This window comes from Paenibacillus auburnensis, assembly GCF_927798115.1.
In the GTDB taxonomy this organism is placed as follows: Bacteria; Bacillota; Bacilli; order Paenibacillales; family Paenibacillaceae; genus Paenibacillus_AQ; species Paenibacillus_AQ auburnensis.
In genome coordinates this window covers 332,347-341,295 of record NZ_CAKMMG010000005.1, presented here as the reverse complement: position 1 = coordinate 341,295, position 8,949 = coordinate 332,347, and the positions used below count along the sequence as shown (strand labels likewise).

Genomic DNA, 8,949 nt, shown 5'->3' with positions numbered 1-8,949 from the left:
TTTGGTGGCGATAGCGGAAGGGTTCCACGCGTACCCATCCCGAACACGACCGTTAAGCCTTCCAGCGCCGATGGTACTTGGACCGAAGGGTCCTGGGAGAGTAGGACGCCGCCAAGCACTTTGAGAGCATCCCCTAGGGGATGCTTTTTTTGTTTCTGTGTCGTATATTGATTGAAAACATTGAACAAGCAGGAATTATATAATGAGAACGATCGGTAAAATAATACTTTACTGATCGTTCTCATTATGTTAAGCTTTCACCATAGTCAGGAAAGTGAACAGAAGGATGGTAATACTAGAACGATCGTTCACAAATATCAGGGAGTTCCGCTGACAATAGGTTATTTTTTTGAAGTAATTAGAATGGTCGGTCTCAAAAATAAGGAGGAATTATGATGAGTAAAAAAATCGCATTAGTAACAGGAGCCAGCAAAGGGATCGGTTTTGAAGTCGCAAAACAATTAGGAGAACAGGGAATTACGGTATTGGTGTCGGCACGTACTAAGGCTGATGCTGATTCAGCAGCCGGCCAGTTGAAGGAACTGGGGATTGATGCCTTAGGTGTAGAGCTTGAGGTGACCAATGGTGAGCATATCGCCGCCTTGGCTAAATGGATCGGCGAGGAATACGGTAAGCTTGATATTCTGGTAAATAACGCTGGGATCTGGGCGGAGCCGTCGAAAGTCGAGGGTGCTTTTGAAACTACTTTCGAGGTCAATACATTTGCGCCGTATCACATCACCGAAGCTTTGCTGCCGCTGCTGTTGGAGAGCGATGCAGGCAGAATTGTAAACCAGAGCAGTGCCTTAGGGTCGATTCAGTTCCTGCTGAGCAATGAGCTCGCACAACGGCTTGCTACGCCTGCTTATGCAGCGTCCAAGGCGGCACTCAATATGCTGACTGTCTATTGGGCGAAGAAGTACGAGGGGACGAATCTGAAGATTAATACTGTACATCCAGGTTTGGTAAAGACCCGTATGGGCGGAGAGAAGGCTGAATTGTCACCTGAAGAAGGTGCACGGACAGCTGTTCAGTATGCAACTCTGCCAGCGGACGGTCCAACAGGCGGTTTCTTTTATATGGATAATGAGCTTCCATGGTAATTCAACAGATTGAACAGGACTATTGTTTATGTGATTATTGAAAATAGAGTCTGATTCAAACTAAGCCGGTATTCTTTGAATGCCGGCTTTTTGCTGTTTTTTTGCCGAAATGCCGGAACTTAACTGATGGATGACAGCCCTGGATGTACGAAGGTACATGTACCTTCGTACATATGAACACAGAGCATAAATCCTTATAATAGAACATAAGGAGGGCGGCCAAGTGAAAGAAAAAAAAGACGGACTGGTGTTAATGAATGAATTATTCGAATCCAGAGTGACCGTTCTGATCTGGGTGTCGGTCGTTTATGTAGCGGCCATACTGATGCAGTTCATTCATGAGCCTCAAATATTGAGAAGTTTAGTGTTCACCGGTTTATTTACGGTCCATGTTCTGCTGCACTGGAATTTTTACCGGATATCCAATAAACAATTCTGGCTGCACTTTGCTGTGCAGGGTGTTCTAATCTATCTATGTGCAATTCTGCTGCCGGATGGTTATCAGGCTGTATTAATCGGGCTACTTCCGGTATTAGTTGCGCAAAGCTTAGCCTTTTCGTACCGGATCAGAAATGTTTTTTTTGTGTCAGTGATATGTTTGGTGCTGTTTTTTGATGCTGCTCTTACTTTAAGCGATACGGATGAAGTGGTCTTCATCCTTCCCTTTTTTGCATTGATGCTGATTGTTGTAGTGGCCTATGCCCTATTGTTCTTTCAGCAGGTTCAGGAACGGCTCCGGATTCAGAATTTCCTGCGTGATCTTAAGGAAGCGCATATGAAGGTAGAGGAGCTGACCCTTGCGGGTGAACGTCAACGTATGGCCCGCGATCTGCATGATACGCTGGCACAGGGAGTAGCAGGGCTGATTATGCAGCTTGAAGCTGCGGATGCCCATTTGACGCAAGGCCGTACGGAGCGAACGCAGGAAATCATCAGACTGTCGATGAAGCAGGCCCGCCGGACGCTGGCGGAAGCACGGCTGGCCATTGATAATCTGCGGTTGAAGTCGGCCTTTGAACTGGATTTCAGGGAATCCGTTGAGGCTGAAGTGCAGCATTTTAAAGACGCGACCGGTATCGACGCAGTAACTCAGCTGCAGCTCACGAAACGCTTGTCCAGGATGTTAATGGAACACGGTCTGCACATGGTTAAGGAGTGCCTTACCAATATTGCCCGGCATGCCCAGGCGGACAAGGTGTGGGTGAGTGTGTCTGACCAGAACGGCCGGTTGAGGATAGTGATCAGAGACAATGGAATCGGGTTCAGCGCGAATGCTATTGGGAAGGAGCCCGGACATTATGGTCTTTTGGGGCTTCAGGAACGGGTCCGGCTGATTGGAGGCAAAATGGAGGTTGACAGTAGCCAGGAAGGGACAAGCATTACAATCGAAGCATTATTCACCGAGGGAGAATAAACGATGACCCAATATAGAATCCTGATCGTAGACGATCATTTCGTTGTCCGGCAAGGCTTAAAGCTGATCCTGGAGACAAGTGAACAGTTTCAGATTGCCGGGGAAGCAGAGAATGGACAGCAGGCGCTAAGTCTGATTGATGAGGTGCAGCCGGATGTGATCCTGATGGATTTAAATATGCCGGTGATGAGCGGACTGGAAGCGATGCAGATACTGAGAGAGAGGGATATATCTGTACCGGTAATTATTTTGACGACCTATAATGAGGATGAATTAATGATTAATGGTCTTGCCTTGGGGGCGAGAGGTTATCTGCTGAAGGATACAAGCCGGGAGAATCTGTTCAGAAATATTGAATCGGCAGTGAGAGGGGAGACTTTACTGTCAGCAGAGATCATGGAAAAGGTAATTGCCGCCCGTGAGTACCAGAGGAGCCCTATACCGGTTAAGGGGGCGAGTTCCCTGTTGAGCGATAAAGAGGTGCAAATTCTGCAGAGCGTCGCCCGGGGATTCAAGAGTAAAGAAATTGCCTATGACATAGGGATTTCAGAACGGACGGTAAAAGCTCATCTAACAAGTATTTATAATAAACTTGGAGTGGATTCCCGGTCACAGGCAGTGGCTGCTGCTATGGAGCGTGGGATTATACAGATGTAACCGGGTAATAACTAACATTGCGATTAATCCACGGACGGGGAAGGAGCTTGCGATAATGAAACGCAAACTGCTTATAACAGGTGCGGCTGGCAGAATAGGCAATGTGATCTATCAGGGTCTTAAAGAAGATGGACGCTATGAGGTTAGCGGGGCGGATATTCAGGCGGACGACAGGCAAGAGATCCTGGAATTGGACATTACGGATGATGCAAGGCTGGCTGAGCTGACGCAGAATGTTGATACCGTGCTCCATTTTTCCTCGATTAAGGATGAGGAGGATTTTCTCGGCAAGGTGCTGCCGGGAAATGTGAGCGGTGCGTACAAGCTATTCGAAGCTGCGGTGCAAAACGGGGTGAAACGCATTGTATTCGCCAGCTCCAACCATGCGACTGGATTCTACAAGACGGATGAGAAGCCAGATCCGCTGGACCCTTACCGTCCGGATAGCTTTTACGGGCTGAGTAAATGCTATATCGAGTTGCTTGGCCGTCTATATGCGGATCAGGGCAAAATCTCGTCCTTCAATATCCGCATCGGCAACTTTCCGGGAGATGACCGTCCTCATTCGGAGCGTGCAGGGCATATTTGGATCTCGGAGCGAGACATGCTGCAGCTGGTTATTTGCTGTATCGAAGCAGATGAGCGAATGCCGTATTTGAATCTGTATGGCACGTCAGCCAATAGTGACAATTACTACAATATCGATTATTTGGAAGCATTGATCGGATATAAGCCGCTGGATGACGGAACTGAGCTGCTTGAACAGGCGAAGGCCGCGGGCTGGAAGGTACGTCAGGATGAAACCGCCTATCAGGGAGGACAGAAGCTGTAACAAGGAGCTATAGAATAAGCATTGATGCAGGGCCCTACATTGTGGGGCTCTTTTTTTTGTGTCTAAAGGGCTGCCCGAAAGGGCAAAGATGCCCCGCCCGTTCGGACGATGGCGGCAGGCCCCCGGTTCTATAAGATAAAGGCATAGAAAACACAATAAAGAGGAGACGATACTGAGATGTCAAAATTATTGTACCGGCTGGGATTCTGGTCGGCAAAGAACCGGATTAAGGTCCTAATAGGAAGCTTTACTCTGTTAGTAGTAGCAGCTATTGTGGCACTGTCTATGGGAATCCATTTTGGAGAGGAGACCAGCATTCCCGGGCTGGCCTCGCAAAAAACACTGGAGGTTATGGAGAAGGAATTTCCCAACCCGCAGGGTGACCTCGGTACTACCCAGCTTGTACTGAAAGCTCCGGATAATGAAACATTAGCTTCCGACGCAGCTCAGCAGCTAATTGGCACGCAGCTTAAAAAGGTGGCAGCAGATCCGGAGGTGGCTTCGGTTGTCAGCCCGTATGATAACCATTCACTCAATGCAGACAGCACGATTGGCTATGCCACCATCAATTATAAAGTGCCGGGTGCAGATGTCACCGAGGCTTCGAAAGACACAGTAATTCAGGTTGCGGACACCCTACGGGATGCCGGGTGGCAGGCCGAACTGATCGGGGACGGCTTTGTGAAAATGGCAACCAGCAGCCCGACCGAAGGGCTCGGGGTACTGCTGGCACTGGTCATCCTTGCGGTTGCACTGGGTTCTATCCTTACCGGCGTTCTTCCGATCCTGACGGCGGCATTGGGCATTGGCTTTGGGATCATGCTGATTATCATCGGAACAAGCCTGTTCGATATTCCTTCATTTGCTTTATCGCTGGCCGGTATGCTTGGACTGGCTGTAGGTATCGATTATGCACTGTTCATTATCGCCAGATACCGCCAGCAGCTTGCTGAAGGTTATGAAAGACGGGAAGCGATTGCCATCGCGAACGGAACGGCCGGGAGTGCAGTAGTGTTTGCAGGAGTGACCGTTATCATCGCGCTAATCGGATTTTCTTTTGTTGGAGTACCGTTTCTTACCGCGATGGGTATAGCAGGTGCGCTTACTGTCTTCACCGCAATACTCCTAACCATATTCGTCGTTCCGGCGATTCTGGAGTTGCTGGGGGGCAAGATTAAAGCGCCAGCCAAGCGTGCCAAAGGCACAGGAAGTAATCAAAAGGCGGCAAAACGCGGCAATGTATGGGGAAGATTTGTTACCGGTCAACCTTTAGTGGCTGTTGTACTGGGTGTAGCACTGCTAGGGACCATTGCCCTGCCGTTCTTCCACATGGAGACGGGACTTGGAAATGACGGGCATAAATCACCGGATAAGACCGAACGCCGGGCCTATGATCTTCTGTCCGAAGCTTACGGGGAGGGTTACCACGGACCGCTAGTCATTCTAGCTGAAACGGATGGCGGCCAGGAAGCTGCGGCTAATCTCACAAAAGTAATTAATGAAGTGAAAACCTATCCCAACGTTATTGCGGTAAACCCGGCGGTCACTGGCCCATCTGGAAAAGTACCGCTGATTACCGTCATGCCGGCAACAGGACCCAATGATTCCGAAACGATAGACCTAGTCCATCTGATTCGTGATAAGGCACCGGAAATAGAGCAGCAGGATCACGTCAAGATTGGTGTAACCGGCAGCACTGCTGTCAATATCGATATTACCCAGAAACTGAATCAGGCCTTGCCTAAGTTCTGCCTGATCATTGTCGGCCTGGCCTTTGTGCTGCTTATGCTGGTGTTCCGTTCGATTCTGGTTCCAATCAAGGCAGTGCTCGGATTTATCCTGTCGCTCGGTGCAACCTTAGGATTCGTTACCTATGTTGTTCAAGACGGGCATTTTCAGAATCTGTTCCACTTTTATGCGAAAGCACCGGTCTTTAATTTCCTGCCGATCATTGTAGTCGGTGTACTGTTCGGTCTGGCGATGGACTACGAAGTCTTCCTGGTCAGCCGGATGCGTGAGGAGTTCAGGAAGAGCGGAGATGCCAAAAAGTCGGTTCTTGCCGGTATACACCACAGCGGTGGAGTGGTAACGGCAGCAGGACTAATCATGGTTGCCGTGTTTACAGGATTTGTTCTGGCAGAGGAGCCTATGGTTAAGGTTATGGGGCTGGCGCTCGCCTTTGGTGTTCTGTTTGACGCTTTTGTCGTCCGGATGCTCATTGTTCCTGGCGTGATGACGCTGCTCGGGAAATCAGCCTGGTATTTTCCGAAGTGGCTGGACCGCTTGCTCCCGAATCTCGATGTGGAAGGTGAGGGAGTGATGGAGGAAGTGGAGAAGAAGCGGCTGGAAATAAAGAATGACACCAAAGTTAGACGTCTCGGCTGAAAATTCGAGCTGGGTAACGGAACGGAGATTTCTAGAAATTGAGGTGTTTCCTATGATCCGTCTTTCAGTCGTCGTGCCTGTCTATAACGAAGAGGGAAATATATATAATCTTTACTTGAGTGTCACTGACGCCTTGAAAGGAAAGATTGAAAATTACGAAATCGTGCTGGTGAATGACGGAAGCAAGGACCGGAGTTCTCTACTGCTGAACGAGATTGTCCGGATGGATTCAGCGGTAAGAGTTATTCATTTCAAAAAAAATTACGGGCAGACAGCGGCAATTTCAGCTGGAATAAAGAGTTCCAAGGGCGAACTGATCGCCTTAATGGATGCCGACCTGCAGACAGATCCCCGTGATATCTTCAAACTGATGCCGTTTATCGGAAAGATTGATTTTGTAAACGGAAGACGCTTGGTGCGTAAAGATACCAGACTTAAGGTAATATCCTCACGTACCGGAGATAGAGTCCGCAATTGGATCACTGGAGAAGCGGTATATGACGCAGGTTGTCCCCTAAAGCTCTTTACCAGGGAGGTGGCCGACAGCTTCCATCTATACAACGGAATGCACCGTTTCCTGCCGACTCTGGCCAAGATGAATGGATTCTCTGTCATTGAGGTATCAGTTACCCATCATGAGCGGAAATACGGAGTATCTAAATATGGTGTTCTGAAAGGTGCATATGCAGGATTCATAGATGCCATGGTGATTGGCTGGCTCAAAAAAAGAGGGAGTATGTATCAGATTAAAGGTTAAACATGCAGTCCTGATAATCAAGAACCCCTTGATTATCAGGACTTTTAGTATGTTTGAACTTTTTTATTCTGATAAGCCTTGACTTTCTTCCGAAAAGTTAGTACATTGATATCAGGAAATATCTTAATTTAAAGATAATTTTGAAGCTAATATCTTAATGTTAAGAATCTTTAAAGAATAGTATTGTTTAACATCTTTTTCTTAAACCAAACTAATAACATAAAGGAGTCGATTCTAATGACTAAGCAAACGATGGGGATTCATCATATTACGGCGATTGTCGGGCACCCTCAGGAAAATATGGATTTTTACGCGGGGGTACTTGGACTGCGTCTGGTCAAACAAACGGTTAATTTTGATGATCCGGGTACGTATCACTTTTATTTCGGCAATGACGGCGGGAAGCCGGGCACGATTATTACGTTCTTCCCTTGGCCGGATGCTTATCCGGGAAAGATCGGCGGAGGCCAAGTCGGCGTAACGACTTACAGCATTCCGGTGGGGGCCATGGCTTTTTGGAAAGAGAGACTTGCGAAGTTTAAGGTTGCTTTTACGGAAATGGAACGCTTTGGGGAACAGGTGCTTGAATTTGACGACCCGCACGGGCTGCATTTAGAATTGGTGGAACGGGAGGCCGGTGACCTCAACTCCTGGAATTTTGGGGGAGTTACGCCAGAGGTTGCGATCAAAGGCTTCGGTGGTGCCACACTGTTGTCCACTCAACCGGATGCAACAGCTGAGCTGTTAGAGAAGGTACTGGGACTGACGTTCATCGGCAAAGAGGATGATATCGCACGTTATCAATCTGCAGCCGATCTCGGGAACGTGATTGATCTCAAACTGACTGCGGTAGAGCGTGGAGAAATGGGTGTCGGAACGGTGCATCATATCGCCTGGAGAGCCAAAGACGACCAGGATCAGCTGGAATGGCAGAACTATGTGCACGATAATGGATATGGAGTAACCCCGGTGCAGGACCGGAATTATTTTAACGCGATTTACTTTAGAGAGCACGGAGAGATATTGTTCGAAATCGCCACCGATCCTCCAGGCTTTGCTCACGATGAATCGCCGGAAACGATGGGCTCCCGCCTGATGCTGCCTGCACAGTATGAGCCGCACAGAGACAAGATTGAACAGATCCTGCTTCCGTTCCAAGTAAGAGAGCTGGACTAAACCGCTATTAAGAAAGGGATGATCGACGTGATTGCAATTGATCCGTTAACGAATACGGAGAGAGACAACTATAAACTGCTGGTGGGAACTATTATCCCGAGACCGATTGCTTTTGTAACGACCGTGTCGGAGGAGGGGGTTCTGAACGGTGCGCCATTCAGCTATTTCAATATTGTCTCTTCGAATCCGCCGATGATTTCATTATCTATCCAGCATTCAGCGGGCAAACCGAAGGATACGGCAAGAAACATATTGGACACCAAGGAATTTGTTGTACACATCGTGGACCGGCAAAATGTGGAGCAGGTCAATATGACCGCCGCTCCCCTTGCACCCGATCAAAGTGAGATTTCATTAGCCGGTTTAACGCCGGTGGACAGCTCCGTGATTGCCGTACCAGGGGTCAGGGAAGCCAAAGTCCGTATGGAGTGCAGACTGGAACAGGCGGTGGAATTCCCCGGGTTTGAGCTGATCATCGGCAAGGTCGTTCAATTTCACATTGACGAGGCCATCTACGACCAGGGCAGAATCGACCCGGTTCAATTAGCGGCGGTAAGCCGTTTAGCGGGTAATAACTATGCTGCCATTGGTGAGATTTTTACGATTGAACGGCCTGTTTAAATGC

Annotated in this window: 8 protein-coding genes and 1 rRNA gene; all 9 read left to right on the top strand. The window is 48.5% G+C overall.

Features of this window, described 5'->3' with window-relative positions; all coding sequences use genetic code 11:
- The 9 genes from rrf to L6H70_RS18880 all read left to right on the top strand — a co-directional run bounded on the left by rrf (nucleotide 1) and on the right by L6H70_RS18880 (nucleotide 8,945).
- Nucleotides 1-117 (top strand): 5S ribosomal RNA (gene rrf / locus L6H70_RS18920).
- 278 nt (nucleotides 118-395) lie between these two features.
- Nucleotides 396-1,103, top strand: coding sequence for an SDR family oxidoreductase (locus L6H70_RS18915; protein WP_236335572.1), 708 nt, complete (start codon nucleotides 396-398; stop codon nucleotides 1,101-1,103).
- A 223-nt stretch (nucleotides 1,104-1,326) separates the two neighbouring features.
- On the top strand, nucleotides 1,327-2,517 hold the full coding sequence (locus L6H70_RS18910) for a sensor histidine kinase (protein WP_236335571.1): 1,191 nt from the start codon (nucleotides 1,327-1,329) through the stop codon (nucleotides 2,515-2,517).
- Between the two features lie 3 nt (nucleotides 2,518-2,520).
- On the top strand, nucleotides 2,521-3,174 hold the full coding sequence (locus L6H70_RS18905; protein WP_236335570.1) for a response regulator: 654 nt from the start codon (nucleotides 2,521-2,523) through the stop codon (nucleotides 3,172-3,174).
- 55 nt (nucleotides 3,175-3,229) lie between these two features.
- On the top strand, nucleotides 3,230-4,006 hold the full coding sequence (locus tag L6H70_RS18900; protein WP_236335569.1) for an NAD-dependent epimerase/dehydratase family protein: 777 nt from the start codon (nucleotides 3,230-3,232) through the stop codon (nucleotides 4,004-4,006).
- Between the two features lie 177 nt (nucleotides 4,007-4,183).
- Entirely contained in the window at nucleotides 4,184-6,391 is a 2,208-nt protein-coding gene (locus tag L6H70_RS18895; RefSeq protein ID WP_236335568.1) for an MMPL family transporter, read from the top strand.
- Entirely contained in the window at nucleotides 6,363-7,148 is a 786-nt protein-coding gene (locus L6H70_RS18890; protein WP_236335567.1) for a glycosyltransferase family 2 protein, read from the top strand. The genes L6H70_RS18895 and L6H70_RS18890 overlap by 29 nt, the downstream gene beginning before the upstream one ends.
- A gap of 237 nt (nucleotides 7,149-7,385) precedes the next feature.
- Nucleotides 7,386-8,324 (top strand): ring-cleaving dioxygenase, encoded by a 939-nt coding sequence (locus L6H70_RS18885; RefSeq protein WP_236335566.1) that lies wholly within the window; start codon nucleotides 7,386-7,388, stop codon nucleotides 8,322-8,324.
- 27 nt (nucleotides 8,325-8,351) lie between these two features.
- Entirely contained in the window at nucleotides 8,352-8,945 is a 594-nt protein-coding gene (locus L6H70_RS18880; protein WP_236335587.1) for a flavin reductase family protein, read from the top strand.
- Nucleotides 8,946-8,949 lie beyond the last annotated feature (4 nt).